Raw genomic sequence first — 18,641 nt, forward strand, 5'->3', positions numbered from 1 at the left:
CTCTCCTCGGATCTCTGGAATTCTCTAATTTTTATTAGGCTACAGCGAGATCAATGCTCTCGTTCAGGCCCATCATAATATTCAGGTTTTGGACGGCTGCGCCGGAAGCGCCCTTGCCAAGGTTGTCATAGATTGCGACCAGCAGAGCTTGGTGCCGGTCATCATTGGCAAAAACGTGCAGCTGCATTTTGTTTGTACCGTTGAAGATTTCCGGGCTCAGGTCCTCAATTGCGTTGACGCTTTCAAACCCTGCGACTTCCACATCGCCAGCAATGCTGGAGAAATGGTCATCAAGCACAGCGTGCAGGTCTTTGCCTGTCGGTGCGTTACGCAGTTGTCCCAGCTGCAACGGAACAAATGTCATCATACCCTGCGCATAGTTGCCAACCGCTGGCTGGAACAAAGGTGCATGGGCAAGGTCAGCATACAGCTGCATTTCCGGCAGATGTTTGTGTCCAAACTGCAAACCGTAAGGCCAGTAAGAAGACGGCTTGTCGCTGGCTTCATACTTTTCAATCATCTGACGGCCACCGCCAGTATAACCGGAAACTGCGTTCACAGTGAGTGCGTGGGTGGACGGAATAACCCCAGCTTCCAGCAGTGGACGCACAGTCGCGATCACGCCTTGCGGGTAACAACCCGGATTGGAAACGAAACGCGCGTTGGAAATGATCTCCGCCTGATCCTTCGTCATCTCAGGAAAGCCGTAGGCCCAATCTGGATTAACACGGTGCGCAGAAGATGCATCAATAACGCGGGTGCTGTCGTTCTTGATGAGCGACACGCTTTCCAGTGCAGCTGCATCGGGTAGGCACAGGATCGCAACATCAGCAGAATTCAAAAGCTCGGCACGAGCTGCCAGCTCCTTGCGGCGCTCCGGAGCGATGCTGAGGATCTCAATGTCACGGCGCCCGGCCAGACGCTCGCGGATCTGTAGACCCGTCGTTCCGGCTTCTCCATCAATGAACACGCGCACTGACATTTTCGACTCCTTGGAGCTTGTAGTTGGAATTAGGTTCAGGGGTTGTACAACGTCCATCACCCATTGTCACAGAATAGGGCGCGTTTTTTTAGGCCTCTGTCCTCAATTGGCAGTTGAGGGGGGCTCAAGCAACTTCAGGTTCACAGGAAAGGCTTTTCGAATATTACAAGAATTCCCGTATGTCGCTCACATCCGAACACATTCTACTGAAAACGATGTTTTTGCGGGATTCTTGTCGCGTTTCGCATTGAAATATTGAGTAAATGCACCTTAATAGGTTTCAAAGGCATAGGCCGCGTCCATGTGGCATGTTCGCGCAGCCTGTGCCGACTATAATGTTGGATGAGGAACGCCTGAATGTCTGTAACGACAGCCGAGGCTAAAGCTGGGCTTATTGCCGATACCTGTGCACTGCTAATTGACGATAACGAAGACGAAGCAAGGTTTGCTGAAGACCTCTTCTCTCACGCCGATGCAGAAGATCTCCTGAACTATACCCCATCAGAGCTTGCGGTCGTATCGCAGGAAGCCTGGGCTGATTTCGCAAATCACCCGCTGGGGACCCATCGTATTCGTGTGTTCAACCCGCAGCCAAACGCTGACGGCAAGCAGCTCGAAGACATTACCATCGTTGAAATCGTCAACGATAACATGGCCTTCCTCGTTTCCTCCGCGATGGGGGCAATCCAGACAGCCGGCTACGAAGTACGCCTCGTACTGCACCCGCTCTTCATCGTAGAGCGTGATGATGATGGCGGCCTGCAAAAGTTCCACGGCACTGTTGGTCTTGGAGGACCATCTGTTCGCCGCGAAAGTCTCATCCACATCCACCTTACACGTTTGAATTCTGATGAGGACATCAAGAAACTCGAAGAGACTCTTGACCTTGTTCTCAATGACGTCCGTCAGGCCGTGCAAGACTGGCGCCCAATGCGCGATAGAATCCAGCTGGCGGTTGAAGAATACCAGCAGGTTCGCGCAAAGGCAGACAACAAGCAGTTTGACGAAGCAATCGCCTTCCTTGAGTGGATGGCGGCTGATAATTTCACCCTCTTGGGGATTCGCGAATTCATTTTTGATGACACCAGCGAAAACAGCGAACTCTCTCTGATCGAAGGCTCAGGTCTCGGCATTCTGACCGATCCGAAGGTCCGGGTGCTCCGCAAGGGCTCTGAATTCGTTGTTATGACGCCGGAAATCAGAGAGTTCCTGCTGAAGCCGGAACCACTGATCATCGGTAAAGCCAACATCCGCAGCCGCGTCCACCGTCATGTTCACATGGACTATGTTGGCGTGAAGCTGTTTGATGATGAAGGCAAGCTTCGTGGTGAACTGCGCGTTGTCGGTCTCTTCACCGCAACAGCGTACACCCGCTCAACCAGCTCCATTCCTTATATTCGCCATAAGACCGCGAAAGTAATGAAGAAGCACGGCTTTGATCCGGAAAGCCACAGCGGTCGTGCACTTCGCAACATCTTGGAAGGTTATCCGCGTGATGATCTGTTCCAGATTGATGTTGAAACGCTCTCCAACTTTGCTGATGCGATTCTTCAGCTCAACGAGCGCCCACGTGTCCGTGTTCTGTCCAGAACCGACAAGTTCGATCGTTTCGTATCGATCATCACCTACATCCCGCGTGATCATTTCACCACGAGCATTCGTGAGCGGGTTGGTAAGTATCTGGCAAATGTCTACGAAGGCCGTCTGTCAGCTTGGTACGCAACGTTCCCTGAAGGGCCTCTCGTCCGCGTCCACTACATCGTTGGCCGTTATATCGGCGATACGCCTCAACCGTCTCAGGCAGAGCTGGAAGCTTCCATTCAGGTTATTGTCCGTACCTGGACAGACAGCCTGCGAGAAGCGCTCCGCTCAGTCTATGGCAACGCCATCTCTGGCGCGCTGCTGAAGCGATATGGTTCTGCGTTTGATGGTGAATACACCTCCGCGACACCAGCGGTGACCGCGACCAAGGATATTCGCCGCGTTGAACAACTGGGCGAGAAGCGCCCGCTTGTTATCAGCTTCTACAAGCGCGAGCGTGAAGGCAAGGGCCAGATTTCTCTGCGGGCTTACCACCTCAACAAACCGATTCCATTGTCCGCTCGTGTGCCGATGCTCGAAAATCTCGGGTTCCGCGTCATCAACGAGAGAACCTACCGGATTACGCCGTCAGATCGCGAACTTAGCTATCTGCACGACACCACGTTGCATTTGGACGAAAACCGCTTCCGCAACTTCACAGAAGCGGACATCGAGCGCCTCGGTGCATTGTTCCTGGCAGTCTGGAACAAGCAGGCTGAAAACGATGGTTATAACGCCCTTGCACTGACAGCAGGATTGGCATGGCGCGACATCGCTATGATCCGCGCACTCTCCCGCTACTTGCGTCAGGCTGGAATCCTCTATTCTGAAGATTATATGTGGGGAACTCTTAACCGCTATCCACAGATCGCTCAGCAGCTCGTTCACCTGTTCCATACACGCTTCGATCCTACACTCGGAACGTTTGAACGTTCGGGTAAGGAGGGTCGTCTGATTGATGAGATTTCCGCAAGCCTTGATGAAGTAACGAGCCTGGATGACGACCGTATTCTCCGTCGTTTCCAGAATCTGATCCTGGCAACATTGCGCACCAACTTCTTCCAGTTGGATGATGCTGGCCAGCCAAAACCAACCTTCGCATTCAAACTTGACCCACATAAAGTGGAAGGCCTGCCAAAGCCGCTGCCGTACCGCGAGATCTTTGTGTACAGCCCACGCGTTGAAGGCGTGCACATGCGCTTTGGTCCGGCTGCTCGTGGTGGCCTGCGTTGGTCCGACCGTGCTCAGGATTACCGCACAGAAGTGCTGGGCCTTGTGAAAGCACAGCAGGTCAAAAACGCTGTGATCGTTCCTGTTGGCTCAAAAGGTGGTTTCCTGCCGAAACAGCTTCCAAAAACAGGCAGTCGGGATGAGTGGATTGCAGAAGGAACTGAAGCCTACAAGATCTTCATCTCCTCCCTGCTGGATCTGACAGATAATCTGGACGCTGACCTCATCCTGCCACCAGAGCTGGTTGTTCGTCACGATCAGGACGACCCATACCTCGTTGTGGCAGCTGATAAAGGCACCGCGACCTTCTCAGACACCGCAAACGCGATCTCAGAAAGCAAAGGCTTCTGGCTGGGCGATGCATTCGCGTCCGGCGGCTCCGCTGGGTATGACCATAAGAAGATGGGCATCACCGCTCGCGGCGGCTGGGAAGCTGTGAAACGTCACTTCCGCGAAATGGACCGTGACATCCAGAAAGAGCCATTCACCGCATGTGGTGTTGGTGACATGTCTGGAGACGTGTTCGGCAACGGTATGCTGCTTTCAAAGGCAACCAAACTCGTTGCTGCCTTTGATCACCGCGACATCTTCCTTGACCCGAACCCGGATCCAGCTGTGACCTGGGAAGAACGCAAGCGTATGTTCGATCTGGGGCGTTCGTCCTGGCAGGACTACAACAAGGAACTGATCTCAGAAGGCGGCGGCATCTACCCACGTTCTTCCAAGTCTATTCCTCTGACCATTCAGGTTCAGAAGATGCTCGGCCTCAACAAGTCGAAAGCATCTCCTCAGGAAGTCATGACCGCTATCCTGAAGATGCAGGCAGACCTGCTGTGGTTCGGTGGTATCGGCACATACATCCGCGCTTCTGACGAAAACAACAGCGATGTGGGCGACCGCGGCAACGACGCAATCCGCATCACAGCGGCTGAAGTCGGTTCGAAAGTCATCGGCGAAGGTGCAAACCTCGGCATCACTCAGAAAGCTCGTATCGAGTTCTCTCGTGCCGGTGGTCGCTGTAACTCCGATGCGATTGACAACTCCGCTGGTGTGAACTCCTCCGATATGGAAGTGAACATCAAGATTGCGCTGGGCGCTGCAGTCAAGAAGGGTACCCTCACCACTCCAGACCGCAACGTTCTGCTGGCAGATATGACAGACGAAGTTGCTCAGCTGGTGCTGCGTAACAACTACCTGCAAACTCTGGCAATCTCCCTCTGTGATCGTCGTGGCCTTGAAGACCTGGGCTATCAGGTCCGCATGATGCGTCAGCTCGAATCTCAGGATCTGCTGGATCGTGTTGTTGAAGATCTGCCAGATGATGTGACCATCGAAGAACGTGAAAAAGCAGGTCAGCATCTGTCTCGTCCAGAACTGGGCGTGCTGCTGGCATATGCTAAACTCACGCTCCATGATGAGTTGCTGAACAGCTCCGTTCCTGATGATGCCTACCTCGCGAAAGAGCTGTACCGCTACTTCCCGAAACAGATGGCAGAGACCTACACTCAGGAAATTGAAGGACACCGTCTGCGTCGCGAAATCATCGCAACAATGCTGGCGAACTCCATCATCAACCGGGGTGGTCCTGCATTCCTGACCCGCATCATCGATCAGACCGGCGCGTCTGTCGCTGATGTAGCCCGTGCCTTCGCTGTGGTGCGTGATGCCTTTGGACTGACCCAGCTGAACGAAGAGATCGACCGTCTCGACAACACCATCTCCGGTGATCTGCAGCTAGAGCTCTATACTCTGGTTCAGGATCTGGTGCTGGGTATGGTGATCTGGTTCCTGCGCAACGTCTCCTTCGAAGATGGTTTGGAAGCAGCGATCAACCGCTTCCGCGATACCGTCAAGCGTCTGTCTCCACGTCTGGAAACATTCCTTTCCGAAGAACGGGCAGCAACGCTCAAAGCGGAAACTGATCGTCTGGTGGAAGCTGGTGTTCCAATCATGATCGCAGCTCGCATCGCCCGTCTCATCGGCGAAATGGTGATCCCGGATATCGTTCTGGTTTCCGAAAAAGCCAACCGTGACGTGGATGAAGTTGCAGCCTCCTACTTCCGCGTGGCCGAGCACTTCAAGTTTGGTGCGATTGAAGAGCTGGCTCGTGAGTTTGTCATTCGTGACTACTATGACGGATTGGCGCTCGACCGTTCCCGTTCCATCCTGGCAAATGCTCTGCGTGATCTGGCTGCTCAAGCCCTTGCGGACGAAAAAGGCTTTGATGGCTGGCTGGAACGCAATGGCGGTAAAGCTGAAAGAACACAGCAGGCAACCAACGAGATTCTGGAGAAGAACCTGTCGGTTTCCAAGTTCTCTGTGGCAGCTGGCATGCTGGCAGAGCTTGCAAACTAAGCTCTGCAAACAGTACAAAAAACAAAACCCCGGTGCAGCACCTTGCATCGGGGTTTTTCTTTGCCTGAAATCAGAATTATCTATTCTTGGCGTTTTTCTCTTTTTCCATCGCAAGTCGCATTTCAAGGTCGGAGATATGCTTCATCGCGGCCTTCTTGTCCTCATCGCCGGTAGCAGCGCGGTACTTCTCACGCGCTGCGGCAATGTCATGGGTCAGCTGCACTTCGCGAGGGGCGGCAGCGCGATCAAGTACGCTCTTATCTACGCCTTCGATGCGTTCTTCTTCGACCTTGGTTCCTGATTTTGAACGGAGCGCTTCCAACTGCGCTTTGAGTTCCTGTTGGGCGGCGGCGTTCTTATTGTTTTTATTGAGGTCGAACATGCTGGTTCCTTCTCACGTGTCAAAACATATCCTCCCCATAGATATGAATTTAAACCAGCGTCTCTGTCTATTACGTCCCGAAAGGTGTGCTGAACCTGAGCTTAATGTTGTGGGCCTCTATCTATTCAAATCCGACACATTCTGTGCGCGATCTCATTTATAGATCAGCTTGGCGGTCACAATCGCACCAACCGCGATAATAGAGATGATATTGCCAACAACAAGCGGCCAGGCCTCCATCATGATGCCATAGACAAACCAGAGCACCACAGTGCTCAGGACAAGAAGGTTTGCAGCAAGGGAGAGGTCTTTTGTTTCGCGAGACCGCCACGTTTTCACGGTCTGAGGAAGCCAGCACAAGGTGCCAATAATGGCAGCGAGATAGCCGATGTAATCTGCATAAATGAGCATAGTGATAATCGCATTTTTAATGTGAGATAAGAAAAAACTGGGTAGGTGTATGCAGGGTAGCACAAGATGAAATCTAGCGTAATAGGTGCATGTGCGGCAGGTCTTCGCACAAAAAAAGCCTCGGGCGTACCGAGGCTTCATCATCATTAGGTCGGCTAATAGGTCGTTAAAAGACTCGGACCTCTTCTCGTGCAACCAGTTCGGACAGCGTTTTGATGCGCGCGCCGTTTTCCTTGAAGTTCGCAGGTGAAAGCCATTTTTCAAAGGAGGCACGCAAAACGGGCCATTCGCTATCAAGCACCGAGAACCAGGCCGTATCAAGGTTCTTGCCTTTGACAACGGATGCCTGACGCAATGTTCCCTCGTAGCTGAAGCCAAGGCGCACAGCTGCTTTGCGAGATACTTTGTTCAAGGCATTACAACGCCATTCGTAACGACGGTAGCCCCATTTATCGAACACTCGCTGCATCATCAGGAACATCGCTTCCGTGCCACCGCACTTGCGTTGCAGCAGGGGGGAGAAGTGGATGTGCCCAACTTCAATGCTGCCAGTTTCAGGCACAATGTTCATATAACTCGCGACACCAAGAGCTTTCCCGCCTTCTTGTTCAATGATAGCAAATGAAAACGGGTCGTTCCCGGCAGCCAACTCCTTGATGTATTGCTCAAAGCTTTCAAAGTCTGGAAAAGGGCCTTCATCCAGATAGGTCCAGTTCCGGCCTTCTGTATCGACACTGAACGCCTCATACAGGTCTTGCGCATGCTTTTCGGGGTCCAGTCGCTCCAGTCTGCAAAAGTGACCGACCATCGTCTCGTCTGTCGGCAGCTGAGCCGGAGCCCAATCCAACATATCTTCGCCCACGACCTGCCCCAGTTCGTTCTGGTTTTGAGAGGGATCCTTTTCGGATTTCTCTGCGGATTTCAGTGCAGCTAGATATGCAAGCATTTTAGGCCTCCTCGGAATGTCCCGATCTGGAAAGTTTAAAGCACCAAAATGACAAAACCCCGACCTTTCAGTCAGGGTGTCATCATCAGGTATTAAAGGCGTTCAGAAGGATCGTTCTTTCTTACAAGAGCAGAACTTCCGCGTTCATTGTCGTCCTCGTCTTTCCTCGAAGACGTAAACGCCCAGAAACTCCGCTTAATGTCACCTTTGGCAAAACAGTCGTAAAAGTCGCGACGTCCATACATGGAGTTCTTGCTACAGCCGTAGCCGTACCAGTAGCAGGTATCGCTTTTCTTCACTTCAATGTGGCCGTGGCGATTGCGTTTGTCGCGGTTATAAACGCAGATCGAGCCATCTGGCGCACGGTCAGGGCTGCTCACGCGCAAGCGTTTGAAGCCATATTTCGGGAGAGCCTTGATCGCCATGTAAGCCGAGCCACCCGGAATGTAGGTGTCTACCAGACCTTCAGAAATCAGATGCTTCTTCACATAGCGGTAGCAGTAAGTCATTCCGCGGCGGCGACGAACAGAGCGAACACGGCCAGAGCTTGCAGCCAGCACTGCGCCAGCATAGCCAATATAGCTGTCTTCTTCGCTACCGGCGATCTTTTCTGCTTCGTCACGGCTGAGTTTGGCAACTTCAGTCAGTGTGTAGGTCGAAAAATCTGCTTTGGAAACGTAAATGTCAGCGGTGATGCTGCTTTCTTCGTCCGGCTGGTCAACGCCCAGACGAACCAGCTCGCCTTTGGTTGGGTCCGCCGCCCAGTCCAGCACGCTCAGCTGTGCGCCAACAGGTAGGATTTGTTGAAGAGAAGAGCCTGCCTTGCCGTCTTCAGCTGTCGCCCAGCCTTTAGCAAGAATTGGCTTGGCAACATTATAATTGCCGGAGGTGGTCATCTTGTTTTGTGGAAGAGTATCTTTGCCGGAGAGCAGAGAAACTGGCTCCTCAGACAAAGATAGGTCACCAAAAGAAGCGTTTGGCCCTGCAGCAACTGCTGTAGTGAGAACCAGAAAACTAAACCCTGCATACGCGGATACTTTTGCAAGCTGTAGCATAATTCCTCCGAAAGCCTTTTTTAGGCACAGCGGCACCGGTTCCCGCGCGCGTTGCATGCGAGATTGCTGGAACTTGGCAATAAGAAACGGTCGAGGCGCTCACGCGCTTCGTGGTTCATGCCAGTCTGATGATGGTGCGCAGCTGTCGTTTTACTGACGCAAGCTCCTGCTCGGGGGCATCTTGCACGCCGGCAGGCAAAACTTTCCAGCAAGCTTTCCGGGGAAGGCCTGCAGGCACTCAACGCTCAAACACATGCAATACAGGCTGGCGCCTGCCTCTCGGTGCCAGTCTGTCAGTCAGCAATGTAAGAGCGCGTTTGCTCGTTTAGATCTTGCGCAGCGCCACGGTTTCGATGCTATGGTCTGTTCCCTTTGTCAGGATCAGATCAGCGCGTGGTCGCGTCGGCAAGATGTTCTGGCGAAGGTTCTCCAGATTGATGTTTTGCCAAAGGTCCTTCGCGATCTCTTGCGCCTTATCATTCGAAATTGTGGAAAATTTATGGAAATATGAACCGGGATCTCGGAATGCCGTCTCACGCAGACGCATGAAACGCTCCAGATACCAGCGTTGCAGCACTTGCTCTTCCGCATCAATGTAGATGGAAAAGTCAAAGAAATCAGAGACAAAGGGCACTGCCTTTGCCGCTTTTGGCTGATGCGAAGTCTGCAAAACGTTCAGCCCTTCGACGATCAAAATATCTGGCTGTTCGACTGTGACATGCTGTCCCGGCATCACATCATAGAAGAAATGAGAGTAAATCGGGGCACGAACTTTGCGCTCTCCGCCCTTGATGTCTGTCAGGAATTTGAGCAGTGCAGAGCGGTCATAACTCTCAGGAAAGCCCTTCCGACGCATCAATCCTTCTGTTTCCAGAACAGAGTTCGGATACAAAAAACCGTCAGTGGTGATCAGGTCCACTTTTGGACTGGCAGGCCAGCGCGAAAGCAGTGCCTGCAACAGGCGGGCCGTCGTTGACTTGCCGACAGAGACCGAACCCGCAATACCAATGATGAACGGCGTTCGGGTCAGCTGCATGCCCAAAAAGCGCTTCGTTGCAAACTGAAGGCTTTGGGAAGCTTCCACGTAATAGGCAAGCAGACGAGACAGTGGCAGGTAAATATTCTTCACCTGCTCCTGAGACACAAAGTCATTGAGCGATTGCAGGTCTTCAATTTCCTGCATGCTCAACGTCATTGGTGTGCCTGCGCGTAAAGACGCCCATTCAGTCTCTGTAAAGACAGAGTAGGGGGACAGGTCCAGCTCTTGCACTGGAGCGATTTCTTTATGCATAGCGTTAGCGCTCAAGGCCCCTCGTGCCTCCCACTTCGCGTGACAGGAAGAAAACTAGTCGTCCGTACGAGACGCTTTTTCTTCCAGTCCGGTTTGGCCGGTGCGTGCTGCAAGCTTAGCTAGAACTTCATCCAGCGACACATCGGAAACCTTCATAACAACAAGTAGATGATACAGCAGGTCAGCTGCTTCAGAAGCAACACCGTCTCTATCACCTTCTACGGCTGCAATCGCAGTTTCAACGGCTTCCTCTCCAAGCTTCTGTGCACACTTGGAAACGCCCTTTGAAATGAGTTTGCGGGTATATGACATTTCATCGTCACTGTTCGCACGTGCAGCAACAATAGCCTCTAGGTCCGAAAGGGTAAAATTGGTCATTTGGCTAGCCTTGTTGAGGCCGCTTCAGGATTACTCTGAATACCTGAGCGAAATTTACTTATCCAGACGCATAGGAATTCCAGCATCTGCCATGTGTTGCTTGGCTTCTTCAATGCTGTAAGTCCCAAAATGGAAGATTGAAGCAGCAAGCACAGCAGTCGCGTGTCCATCACGAACACCCTCAACCAGATGATCCAGAGTTCCAACCCCACCGGAAGCGATCACAGGTACATGTACAGCATCCGCAATTGCACGGGTAAGCGGCAAATTGTAGCCCTCTTGCGTGCCGTCACGGTCCATAGATGTAACAAGCAACTCTCCAGCGCCAAGGTCCACTGCCTTACGCGCAAATTCAACAGCATCAATGCCAGTTGGCGTACGGCCACCATGGGTAAAAATCTCAAAGCGCTCTTCTTCGCCTTCAGCAGAAACACGCTTGGCATCAATGCTGACAACAATGCACTGACTACCGAATTTCTGAGCTGCTTCCCGAATAAATTCAGGATTTTTCACCGCTGCGGTGTTGATTGAAACTTTGTCAGCCCCGGCGATCAGCAGCTTGCGGATGTCTTCAACAGTGCGCACACCGCCACCAACAGTCACTGGCATAAAGCAAGCTTCAGCAGTGCGTTGCACAACATCATAGATCGTGTCGCGATTGTCGCTGGAGGCTGTGATGTCAAGGAACGTCAGCTCATCTGCACCAGCTGCGTCATAAGCTTTGGCTGCCTCAACGGGGTCACCAGCATCGATCAGGTCAACAAAGTTGACGCCTTTCACGACACGGCCATCCTTCACATCAAGGCATGGAATAATGCGAGCCTTCAGGGTCATGCGAGGCCCTCACGGCTTTTCTTGATCAGGTCAAGCGCTTCAGCAGGGTCAAGACGACCATCATACAACGCACGACCAGAGATCGCGCCCTCAAGAATATCGCAATCTGTTTGCACCAGACGCTCAATGTCTTTGATATCTGCCAAGCCACCGGAAGCAATAATCGGAATGCTCACTGCATTCGCCAGCTCCAGTGTGCTCTCAATGTTCAGGCCCTTAAGAACGCCATCACGGTCAATGTCGGTGTAGATGATCGCTGCAACGCCAGCATCTTCGAACTGCTTCGCCAGCTCAATCACAGTCAACTCAGAGGTCTCTGCCCAACCTTCAACTGCAACCTTGCCACCTTTTGCGTCGATACCAACGGCAATGCGGTCAGGGTACTTCTTGCAAGCTTCCTTCACCAGCTCAGGGTCACGGAGAGCCACGGTACCAAGAATGACGCGTGCAACGCCTTTCGCCAGCCAGTTGTCGATGTGTTCCATGGTGCGGATACCGCCGCCCAGTTGAACCGGGTTAGTGGTGTTGGCAAGGATCGCATCAACAGCTTCGCCGTTTTTGGTCTCACCGGCAAACGCACCATCAAGGTCAACAACGTGCAGCCATTCAAAGCCCTGGTCCTGAAACGCCTTCGCCTGCGCACCTGGGTCATCGTTAAACACGGTTGCCTGATCCATGTCGCCCAGTTTCAAACGAACGCACTGGCCGCCTTTAAGGTCAATCGCTGGAAAAATAATCATAATTCTGTCCTTGGACTTGTCTGTGTCACTGAAAGCGGGCAGCCGTTACGGCGCCCAGCTCAGGAAATTGGAAATCAAAGAGAGACCGAGCTTCTGGCTCTTTTCCGGGTGAAACTGCGTGCCAACCATGTTGTCTCGTCCCACCATCGCAGTGAACTCACCCGCATAGTCAAAGCTCGCCAAACGGTGTTCAGGGTTCTCGGTCGCAAAGTGATAGGAGTGCACGAAGTAAGCGTGCAGGCCATTACCGCCGGTTTTGATGCCTTCAAGCACCGGATGTTCATCACCAGTGACGTTGATGGTGTTCCAACCCATGTGAGGAATTTTCAGCTCAGGATTAGCTGGTTTCATCGCGGTGACATCACCGCTGATCCAGTCCAGCCCTTCCGCCTTCTCAAATTCAAGCCCACGAGTCGCCAACAACTGCATGCCCACGCAAATCCCCATGAAGGGTTTACCGTTGATGAGCACAGCTTCCGCCAATGCCTCTTCCATGCCATCCAGCGCCAACAGGCCACGGCGACAATCCGCAAATGCGCCAACACCGGGCAGAACGATACGGTCAGCCTTGGCAACAACTGAAGGATCAGAAGTCACCGTAACCTCATGAGTATGATGATGGTTATGGGCTGCATGCTCAAACGCTTTTGCCGCGGAGCGCAAGTTGCCAGAACCATAATCAATAATTGCCACACTCATGAAGAAACTCCTGTTATCGCTTGAGTGTCATTCCAACGACGTCAGTGTCGCTGGTGTGTGGGGCCACTGGCCCCTGTGGAAGCCGCACTTTACTTTTGGTTTTGGAAACGCGGTCGAAGAAACGAATTTCTGCCTCATCCAGATTGGCAGCAGAGATAAACCCGACAGTCTGCCAGTTTTTGCGGCGCAGGCTCCAGCTTTTCAGAAACCCGGCTTCCATCGCAAAAAACAAAGTGGCGAGCACGGTGATAAAGCCGCCAGTGGTAGACCCAAAGGCTTCAGCAACAAACACCAGTGCAATGATAGCTGCCAGATACCCGAGGAAGACCAGCCACATCCGGTTGTACAAAGACCAGAGCAGCGGGAAGAGCATCGCCCACCACGAGAAACCGTCTTTCACGAACTTGATGTTTCGTGCGTCCTCGTCCTTCAGGTGGTCAAGTGAAACCCCTGGTTCGGTCATGACATAATAGACAGCCAATTGCATTCTCCCTGAACAAGCAGAGCTGCGGGCCGAAAAGGTTAGCCGCCAAGCTGACCTTTTGTAGTTGGCACGCGTCCACTCTGACGTGGATCTGGTTCGATAGCTGTGCGTACAGTACGCGCAACTGCTTTAAAGCATGTTTCCGCAATATGATGGCAATTGGTGCCATAAAGGTTTGCAATGTGCAGAGTAAAACCTGCATTCATGGCAAACGCACGGAAGAACTCCTCAAAAAGCTCAGTATCAAACGTGCCAACCTTGTCCCGTGGGAAATCTACCTGCCAGACAAGGAAAGGACGACCGGAGACATCCAGAGCCACACGAGTCAGAGCTTCATCCATCGCAAGGTGCGTGTCTGCATAGCGGGTGATGCCACTCATGTCGCCAAGCGCTTCTTTAAACGCTTGGCCCAGAGCAATGCCCACATCCTCGGTGGTGTGGTGGTCGTCAATATGGGTGTCACCATCTGCGCGGATCGTCATGTCCACGAGCGAATGTCGGGAAAGCTGTTCCAACATATGATCAAAGAAACCAACACCGGTTTTGATGTCGTACTTGCCTGTGCCATCCAGATTGATGGAAACAGAGATCGTCGTTTCTTTTGTGCCGCGGGCAATAGTGGCCTGACGCATGGGATGTCCCTTGATAAGTTTATAGTCCTTATACTCATGCAAAACCCCTGCACAAGCATTTAAAGACGCGCCGTTTTAACAGGCTAAGGGATCGCTGAAAATACCCAAAGATGAAAAAGCTAGGATCTGCTACTCCCTCTGGTATTTCTCGGCACAAACTGTTAGGAACTGAGCCGTTTATCTAGCAGATATTTGGAGCCTCGCATGTCTTATCGCCCAGCAAGTGCAGTCGATCGCCTGATCCTCCCTCTGGATGTTCCAACAGTTGATGAGGCCCGCCAGCTCGTCAAACAAACACAAGGACTTGTCGGCACTTACAAAATTGGCATGCAACTCCAGTTCGCAGGTGGTCTTCAGTTTGCTGAAGAGATGGCGAAGGAAGGGCATTCCATCTTTCTCGATGTGAAGCTTCTGGATATCGACAACACCATCACCAGCGCAGTGAAAAACGTTGCAAAAATGGGCATGAAGTTCATGACCGTGCACGCTTACCCGAAAAATATGCGCGCAGCCGTAAAGGCACTGGAAGAAGTCGGCAACAAAGACCTCTGCCTGCTGGGTGTCACCGTGCTCACTTCAATGGATGAGCAAGACCTCAAAGATGCGGGCTACGTCGGCCCTACAGCAACCTTGGTGGATCAGCGTGCGCTTGATGCGGTAACTGCTGGCGTCGGTGGCATCGTCTGCTCGCCAATGGAATCCGCCGCCATGCGTGCCAAAGTTGGCGACAAGCTCTGCATCGTGACACCAGGCGTACGCCCTAAAGGCGCAGATGCAGGCGATCAGCGCCGTGTGATGACACCTTACGACGCCATCAAAGCTGGTTCCGACTACCTCGTCATCGGCCGCCCAATCTACCGCGCCGAAGACCCCCGCGCCGCAGCTGAAGCTGTTGTCGCTGAGATCGAGAGCGCTCTGTAAGGCCTAAACTGCACAAACTCGGGAGCCTCTGTCATGCAGAGGCTCTTTTTGCTTCATCTGTCTTTGTCTCTTGAACAAAGGCTTAAGCTGCTCTGGGTACCATTTGCGCGATCTGAACGAGAGGGAGCGCATTTTATGGAAACCATTCTCATCACAGGCTTTGGCGCCTATGCCAATACGCCCACCAATCCGGCAGAAAAGCTTGCGCTGGCACTGGATGGTGAAGAGATCGCTGGTGCTAAAATCGTCTCCCGCATCGTCTCTGGTAGCTATTTTCACTGCATAGAAGAAACCGTGGCCGCCATGGAAGAGCTGAAACCCAGCTCTGTCCTTATGCTGGGCGAATATGGTGGTCGCTCCATGATCACTCTGGAGCGCCTCGCACAAAACCTCAACGACTGCGCCCGCTATGGCGTAACCGATACTGCAGGCGTCACACTTCAGGGTGAGCTGACCGTGCCAGATGGGCCGGTTGGCTACTACGCAACAGTTCCTCTTCGGGCAATGACGCAAGCCATGCGTGATGCCGGGGTGCCAACTGATATCTCGGATTCAGCTGCCACGTTCTGCTGCAATCATCTGATGTACGGCGTCCTGCACCACATCGCGAAACACAATCTCCCGGTTCGGGCCGGTTGGGTGCATCTGCCTCATTTGCCGGAGGTTGCTGCTATGATCCAGAACCTCGGCGCTCCAAGCATGTCTGTCGATACTCTGGTCAAAGGCATGCGTGCCGGCATTGAGGCGTTGCAGGCAAATCATCAGGACCAGAACATCAACATCATCTCCAAGATGTTGATCTGAAAAGGACACACCCGAGCACCAAAAAAACGGCACATCGGGCATAAAAGCGTCTCTCAACACTTATCCATACCCTCTGACGCCGAGTTCAGCAGATGTGATCAGGTTGGGTTGTGTTTTGCGAATTTCACAACTCATATGACTACCTTCGCAGTTTTGCGGGTCAGTCCAGATCACAGCAGCGTTATTTAGGTGGTAAGACTGACGATTTCTGCACGCACATCACGGCTTTGTGTCTCATAGAAGACAGTTTCTGCCCTTATTCCAATCCATAGTGGTCACTGGAACTTCCTGCCTCAAAAACGGGGAGCTCTTAGGAGAATATTCGATATTTTCCGCCACTATAGAAACAAATGGATTGGATGGTCTGTCTTGCAGAATATGACACCGCAAACACTTATGAATAAGGTTGCATCGGATGGCGGCATGGAAGCGCCTGTCTTTAATACAGACGGTGAGTGTACGCTGAATGCTGATGATATTGAGATCCACATGCGGGCCTGCGACAAGCGCTTGAAGATGATGGCCTACCTCTCAGAGGATGCCGACGTACCGCAGCATGTCATGGTTCAGATGCTGCACGAGAACCATACCGCAAAGAACCGCTTTACCTTCATTCGTGTTGCCCTTGGCCAGCCTGCCGTTGTTTCCTGCATCGCTCTTGAAGAGCTTGATGCCGCAGAACTCAAACTGTTCCTTGCAGAATTTAAAGAAGTTGTCCGTGCGTGGAAGCCAAAGTTCACCCCTGCCTCCCAACGTCAGTGCGAGCGCAAGATGAAGCGCGATGGTGTCTGTCACTCGCAGGATAGCGCCAAGGCAAAGTTGGAACTGCATTAATAAGCAGCCAAGCTGACAATCCATCCCCCGCCATAAAAGAAAAGGGCAGAAAACTGCCCTTCGATGGATCAATCCAGCTGCGCCAACCATCCCTTAATGTCGGTGATGACCTGCTCGACCATGCTTTCCCCTCCAGCCCCCTTAAAGGAGTGGGTCATGTCTGGGTAGGATTTGTAAGTAATATTGGTCTTACTCAGCTCCGTGAGTTTCGCAATCTGTTGATCAACAGCTTCAGGTGAAACGCTTTGGTCTTGCCCGCCTTGCACAATCAATAAAGGGTTCTCAACCTGAGCCAGAATCTCTAACTGATCTAGTTTCAGTATAGCGTTCCACCAGCTATAGCCGTGCCCACTCATGTTGACGTCAAACGGTTTGCTTGTGGTGATCTCCTGCGCAAAGCCTTTGAACCCTGCAGAGGCTTCTTTAAACGCCTCATTAGGCATGCCGCTGGACTTCATGTTGTGCAGGATATCATCAATAAAGTGACGCCCTCCACCATTCAGAGCAACACTGGCCGTCACAAAATCAGTTTTTGCAGCAATCATATTGGCAACCACAGCACCTTCACTGCCGCCCAACAGAAACACGCGCTCGTAAATCCCGCCTTCTTTCAGCTGATTGATAGCCTTGATGTAATCTGCTGTTCGGCGTTCCGGTGAGTCATTCTCGATGTAATCCGCTGGGCAATCTGGCCGTTCATCATTACGATCCCAGGAAAGATCCGAAGTGATGCCGTATTTTTCAACGGTCAACACATCCGCTTCCGGCAGCACCTGCGAGAATTCCTCATTGATCAGAGTATTGTGAGCAACGCTGTTGCAGTCAGAGCCTTGAATGAGAACAAGGAGGTCTGTCGCATCCTTCTGACTTTGGGATTTCAGATAGATTGTGATCTCACTGCCGTCTTCACGCACAAGATAAAGGCCTGATGCAATAGCGGCCTGAGCAGTGAAGAGAACAGAACACCCAATAGCAACACGAAGCAAACTAGATTGCATAAATTCCCCCGTGAGCAGACACAGCAAGCGCACAGAGCCATACAGAAAAGCCTGTCTTGCTGTACCTCACACTCAACGTGATCTGCCCGTAATATAAAAATAGAAACACCGAACTGGTGCAAGGAAAAGTGTGCTGCAATCATAAGGCGAGAGTGTGGCGCCTAAGATATATAATTATAGTTTCAGGCAAGCCGCGTAATAGGATCTAATCCGTTGTCTATAAAAGTACTTTAGATTATTCTAAAGAGATGGTCACATTAGTCATGGCTGCATTGAAGGAGCATCAGAAATGCCGGAAATCTCATCCCTCCCGGTCCCTCAATTGGTTGCTCCACGCGAAGAGCTTAACTTCTATCACGTCAATTCTTTGAAGATAAGCGCACAGCCAACCGCATTTGAAGTCTACCGTGCGTTGTTCAGCAAACGCTCCGCTTGGCTCAGTGCTGCGTTTTGGGTGAGAGACCAAATCTCCGCATTAGCGGGCGTCACAAAGATAAAAGGATTTGGAGACAAACGTGCCGCCACACCGCCAGATGTGGGAGATCATCTAGACTTCTTTTTGGTGGAACATATCGAGGATCGCGAGTTAGTGCTCACCTCAAGAGACAAGCACCTCTCAGTCATGACCACCCTTAGTGTCGATGCCGCTAATGAAGGGGCGCTGGTCCGCATCACGTCCTCAGTCATCACCCACAACTGGTTCGGCGACCTCTACATGCTGCCCGTTGGTCCGGCCCACAAGTTCATTTCCTGGCGCATGCTACGTAACGTAAGTCGTGCATTTTCCTCAGCTAAGTAAAACGCTTAATCAGAATGTATTAATCTCTTGAATGAGGCGTTTTATTTCGAATCTCTGCTCTGATTTAAGTTTGTCTGCGAGTAATTGTTGACCTGATTAATCAGTTTACTGATATATCTAATGTTTGTTTTTAAAGAATATATGAAATAACTAATGTTTTTTATCTGATTAACAAAAGGACTTCATTTCCAGAAAAAGAATTTCTGAACAAGGCTCTATCAAAAGTGCAGCTTTCACACGATTCCAAATGCTACTCGCATGCATGAAATCGGCCCTGTATCGTTA

18 protein-coding genes are annotated in these 18,641 nt (G+C 51.9%); 5 read left to right on the forward strand and 13 right to left on the reverse strand.

Annotated features, from left to right (window positions below):
- Positions 1 to 34: 34 nt before the first annotated feature.
- Positions 35 to 982, reverse strand: coding sequence for an N-acetyl-gamma-glutamyl-phosphate reductase (gene argC, locus PsAD46_RS02555; protein WP_063294284.1), 948 nt, complete (start codon positions 980 to 982; stop codon positions 35 to 37).
- Positions 983 to 1,339: 357 nt separating this feature from the next.
- Between argC and PsAD46_RS02560 the strand changes: the two genes are divergently transcribed.
- A complete protein-coding gene (locus PsAD46_RS02560) occupies positions 1,340 to 6,148 on the forward strand; it encodes an NAD-glutamate dehydrogenase (RefSeq protein ID WP_063306067.1) in 4,809 nt (1,602 codons plus the stop codon).
- A 76-nt stretch (positions 6,149 to 6,224) separates the two neighbouring features.
- Here PsAD46_RS02560 and PsAD46_RS02565 read toward each other — a convergent pair whose 3' ends face one another.
- The 11 genes from PsAD46_RS02565 to hisB form a co-directional block, all read right to left on the reverse strand.
- Complete coding sequence (locus PsAD46_RS02565; RefSeq protein ID WP_063294282.1) at positions 6,225 to 6,530, reverse strand: hypothetical protein; 306 nt, start codon at positions 6,528 to 6,530, stop codon at positions 6,225 to 6,227.
- A 153-nt stretch (positions 6,531 to 6,683) separates the two neighbouring features.
- A complete protein-coding gene (locus PsAD46_RS02570; protein WP_063306068.1) occupies positions 6,684 to 6,941 on the reverse strand; it encodes a PQ-loop domain-containing transporter in 258 nt (85 codons plus the stop codon).
- A gap of 166 nt (positions 6,942 to 7,107) precedes the next feature.
- A complete protein-coding gene (locus tag PsAD46_RS02575; protein ID WP_057463037.1) occupies positions 7,108 to 7,887 on the reverse strand; it encodes a GNAT family protein in 780 nt (259 codons plus the stop codon).
- Between the two features lie 92 nt (positions 7,888 to 7,979).
- The gene (locus tag PsAD46_RS02580) at positions 7,980 to 8,942 is read right to left on the reverse strand and encodes a hypothetical protein (RefSeq protein WP_063306069.1); all 963 of its coding nucleotides are present in this window, start codon (positions 8,940 to 8,942) and stop codon (positions 7,980 to 7,982) included.
- A 325-nt stretch (positions 8,943 to 9,267) separates the two neighbouring features.
- A complete protein-coding gene (coaA, locus tag PsAD46_RS02585) occupies positions 9,268 to 10,233 on the reverse strand; it encodes a type I pantothenate kinase (protein ID WP_057463035.1) in 966 nt (321 codons plus the stop codon).
- A gap of 54 nt (positions 10,234 to 10,287) precedes the next feature.
- Complete coding sequence (locus PsAD46_RS02590; RefSeq protein WP_057463034.1) at positions 10,288 to 10,611, reverse strand: phosphoribosyl-ATP diphosphatase; 324 nt, start codon at positions 10,609 to 10,611, stop codon at positions 10,288 to 10,290.
- A gap of 54 nt (positions 10,612 to 10,665) precedes the next feature.
- The gene (gene hisF, locus PsAD46_RS02595) at positions 10,666 to 11,445 is read right to left on the reverse strand and encodes an imidazole glycerol phosphate synthase subunit HisF (protein ID WP_057463033.1); all 780 of its coding nucleotides are present in this window, start codon (positions 11,443 to 11,445) and stop codon (positions 10,666 to 10,668) included.
- The gene (gene hisA / locus PsAD46_RS02600) at positions 11,442 to 12,185 is read right to left on the reverse strand and encodes a 1-(5-phosphoribosyl)-5-[(5-phosphoribosylamino)methylideneamino]imidazole-4-carboxamide isomerase (protein ID WP_063294279.1); all 744 of its coding nucleotides are present in this window, start codon (positions 12,183 to 12,185) and stop codon (positions 11,442 to 11,444) included. Before hisA ends, hisF begins: the two co-directional genes overlap by 4 nt.
- A gap of 45 nt (positions 12,186 to 12,230) precedes the next feature.
- Entirely contained in the window at positions 12,231 to 12,884 is a 654-nt protein-coding gene (gene hisH / locus PsAD46_RS02605; protein ID WP_063294278.1) for an imidazole glycerol phosphate synthase subunit HisH, read from the reverse strand.
- A gap of 13 nt (positions 12,885 to 12,897) precedes the next feature.
- Positions 12,898 to 13,371: a DUF2628 domain-containing protein gene (locus tag PsAD46_RS02610; RefSeq protein WP_063306070.1), complete on the reverse strand. Its 474-nt coding sequence runs from the start codon at positions 13,369 to 13,371 to the stop codon at positions 12,898 to 12,900.
- Between the two features lie 35 nt (positions 13,372 to 13,406).
- Positions 13,407 to 14,000 carry an imidazoleglycerol-phosphate dehydratase HisB gene (hisB, locus tag PsAD46_RS02615; RefSeq protein WP_063286376.1) on the reverse strand — a complete coding sequence of 198 codons (594 nt, stop codon included), beginning with the start codon at positions 13,998 to 14,000 and terminating at the stop codon, positions 13,407 to 13,409.
- Between the two features lie 204 nt (positions 14,001 to 14,204).
- Between hisB and pyrF the strand changes: the two genes are divergently transcribed.
- From pyrF to PsAD46_RS02630, 3 genes are all read left to right on the forward strand, one after another.
- Positions 14,205 to 14,921 carry an orotidine-5'-phosphate decarboxylase gene (pyrF, locus tag PsAD46_RS02620; protein ID WP_063294276.1) on the forward strand — a complete coding sequence of 239 codons (717 nt, stop codon included), beginning with the start codon at positions 14,205 to 14,207 and terminating at the stop codon, positions 14,919 to 14,921.
- A gap of 135 nt (positions 14,922 to 15,056) precedes the next feature.
- Positions 15,057 to 15,725 carry a pyroglutamyl-peptidase I gene (gene pcp, locus PsAD46_RS02625; protein WP_063294275.1) on the forward strand — a complete coding sequence of 223 codons (669 nt, stop codon included), beginning with the start codon at positions 15,057 to 15,059 and terminating at the stop codon, positions 15,723 to 15,725.
- A 396-nt stretch (positions 15,726 to 16,121) separates the two neighbouring features.
- Entirely contained in the window at positions 16,122 to 16,559 is a 438-nt protein-coding gene (locus PsAD46_RS02630; protein ID WP_153040667.1) for a type III secretion system chaperone, read from the forward strand.
- A 68-nt stretch (positions 16,560 to 16,627) separates the two neighbouring features.
- Here the strand turns inward: PsAD46_RS02630 and PsAD46_RS02635 are convergent, their stop codons facing one another.
- Positions 16,628 to 17,557, reverse strand: a complete 930-nt coding sequence (locus tag PsAD46_RS02635) for a prolyl oligopeptidase family serine peptidase (RefSeq protein WP_063306071.1) — start codon at positions 17,555 to 17,557, stop codon at positions 16,628 to 16,630.
- A gap of 289 nt (positions 17,558 to 17,846) precedes the next feature.
- On the opposite strand from PsAD46_RS02635, the gene PsAD46_RS02640 reads away from it, so the two are divergent.
- Positions 17,847 to 18,356: a DUF2867 domain-containing protein gene (locus tag PsAD46_RS02640; RefSeq protein ID WP_063306072.1), complete on the forward strand. Its 510-nt coding sequence runs from the start codon at positions 17,847 to 17,849 to the stop codon at positions 18,354 to 18,356.
- The last annotated feature ends 285 nt before the right edge of the window (positions 18,357 to 18,641 follow it).

The organism is Pseudovibrio sp. Ad46 (assembly GCF_001623065.1).
Classification (GTDB): Bacteria; Pseudomonadota; Alphaproteobacteria; order Rhizobiales; family Stappiaceae; genus Pseudovibrio.

Coding starts and splice junctions, on each gene's coding strand:
- argC (WP_063294284.1), bottom strand. CDS start 982: ATGTCAGTGCGCGTGTTCATTGATGGAGAAGCCGGAACGACGGGTCTA.
- PsAD46_RS02560 (WP_063306067.1), top strand. CDS start 1,340: ATGTCTGTAACGACAGCCGAGGCTAAAGCTGGGCTTATTGCCGATACC.
- PsAD46_RS02565 (WP_063294282.1), bottom strand. CDS start 6,530: ATGTTCGACCTCAATAAAAACAATAAGAACGCCGCCGCCCAACAGGAA.
- PsAD46_RS02570 (WP_063306068.1), bottom strand. CDS start 6,941: ATGCTCATTTATGCAGATTACATCGGCTATCTCGCTGCCATTATTGGC.
- PsAD46_RS02575 (WP_057463037.1), bottom strand. CDS start 7,887: ATGCTTGCATATCTAGCTGCACTGAAATCCGCAGAGAAATCCGAAAAG.
- PsAD46_RS02580 (WP_063306069.1), bottom strand. CDS start 8,942: ATGCTACAGCTTGCAAAAGTATCCGCGTATGCAGGGTTTAGTTTTCTG.
- coaA (WP_057463035.1), bottom strand. CDS start 10,233: ATGCATAAAGAAATCGCTCCAGTGCAAGAGCTGGACCTGTCCCCCTAC.
- PsAD46_RS02590 (WP_057463034.1), bottom strand. CDS start 10,611: ATGACCAATTTTACCCTTTCGGACCTAGAGGCTATTGTTGCTGCACGT.
- hisF (WP_057463033.1), bottom strand. CDS start 11,445: ATGACCCTGAAGGCTCGCATTATTCCATGCCTTGATGTGAAGGATGGC.
- hisA (WP_063294279.1), bottom strand. CDS start 12,185: ATGATTATTTTTCCAGCGATTGACCTTAAAGGCGGCCAGTGCGTTCGT.
- hisH (WP_063294278.1), bottom strand. CDS start 12,884: ATGAGTGTGGCAATTATTGATTATGGTTCTGGCAACTTGCGCTCCGCG.
- PsAD46_RS02610 (WP_063306070.1), bottom strand. CDS start 13,371: ATGCAATTGGCTGTCTATTATGTCATGACCGAACCAGGGGTTTCACTT.
- hisB (WP_063286376.1), bottom strand. CDS start 14,000: ATGCGTCAGGCCACTATTGCCCGCGGCACAAAAGAAACGACGATCTCT.
- pyrF (WP_063294276.1), top strand. CDS start 14,205: ATGTCTTATCGCCCAGCAAGTGCAGTCGATCGCCTGATCCTCCCTCTG.
- pcp (WP_063294275.1), top strand. CDS start 15,057: ATGGAAACCATTCTCATCACAGGCTTTGGCGCCTATGCCAATACGCCC.
- PsAD46_RS02630 (WP_153040667.1), top strand. CDS start 16,122: ATGAATAAGGTTGCATCGGATGGCGGCATGGAAGCGCCTGTCTTTAAT.
- PsAD46_RS02635 (WP_063306071.1), bottom strand. CDS start 17,557: ATGCAATCTAGTTTGCTTCGTGTTGCTATTGGGTGTTCTGTTCTCTTC.
- PsAD46_RS02640 (WP_063306072.1), top strand. CDS start 17,847: ATGCCGGAAATCTCATCCCTCCCGGTCCCTCAATTGGTTGCTCCACGC.